This is a genomic window from Chromohalobacter sp. HP20-39 (genome assembly GCF_033052815.1).
In the GTDB taxonomy this organism is placed as follows: domain Bacteria; phylum Pseudomonadota; class Gammaproteobacteria; order Pseudomonadales; family Halomonadaceae; genus Chromohalobacter.
Genome location: NZ_JAWHTP010000063.1, coordinates 1 through 663 on the forward strand (window position 1 = coordinate 1; position 663 = coordinate 663).

General features: G+C 65.3%; 2 protein-coding genes. Both read left to right on the plus strand.

The annotated features are described in order from the left end of the window. A partial coding sequence (locus tag RVY79_RS16880; RefSeq protein WP_317465628.1) for an AraC family transcriptional regulator occupies nt 1-322 on the plus strand: 322 nt, incomplete at its 5' end. A gap of 177 nt (nt 323-499) precedes the next feature. Then, nucleotides 500-663 (plus strand): nucleotidyltransferase family protein (locus RVY79_RS16885; RefSeq protein WP_411161737.1); only part of this gene is annotated, 164 nt, incomplete at its 3' end.

Genomic DNA, 663 nt, shown 5'->3' on the forward strand with positions numbered 1-663 from the left:
CGCCATAACCGCCATGCACGATGCGCCGCAGACCGCGTGGTCGCTCGAGGCGCTGGCGGCGCAGGCGGGCATGTCACGCGCGCGCTTCGCCGCCGCGTTCAAAGACGCGGTGGGCGTCACGCCGGGCGACTATCTGGCCGACTGGCGGATGAACGTCAGTTGCACCCTGCTCAAGCAGGGGCGTCCGGTGGCGGTGGTGGCCGACCGCGTCGGCTACGGCAGCCCGAACGCGTTGGCGCGCGCCTTCCGCGTGCGCATGGGCTGCGCCCCGCGCGACTGGCTGGCGCAGCAGCGCGGTGACGCGTCGCTCAGCGGTTCGTGAGTTTGAGGTCGATTCGCCGGTTCTTGGCGTAGGCGGCGTCGGTGTTGCGCTCGTCGAGCGGGTGAAATTCACAGGCGCGGCACGGGAATCAAGGCATTGCGATTCTCGAAAATAGTTCTTGAAATTCTATTCTTGATTGCATATCATCTCAACGAGTTTCGATAAGAAAGGATGCGCATGCGACCGTCTGTTGTGCTTGACATGAAGCGAAGCGCAGTGCGTGAAGCGGTAGGCCGCTTTCGCGCCGCGAACCCGCGCGTCTTCGGCTCGGTGCTGCATGGCACCGACCGGGATGGCAGCGACCTCGACCTGTTGGTCGATGCGCTGCCCGGTGCCACGTT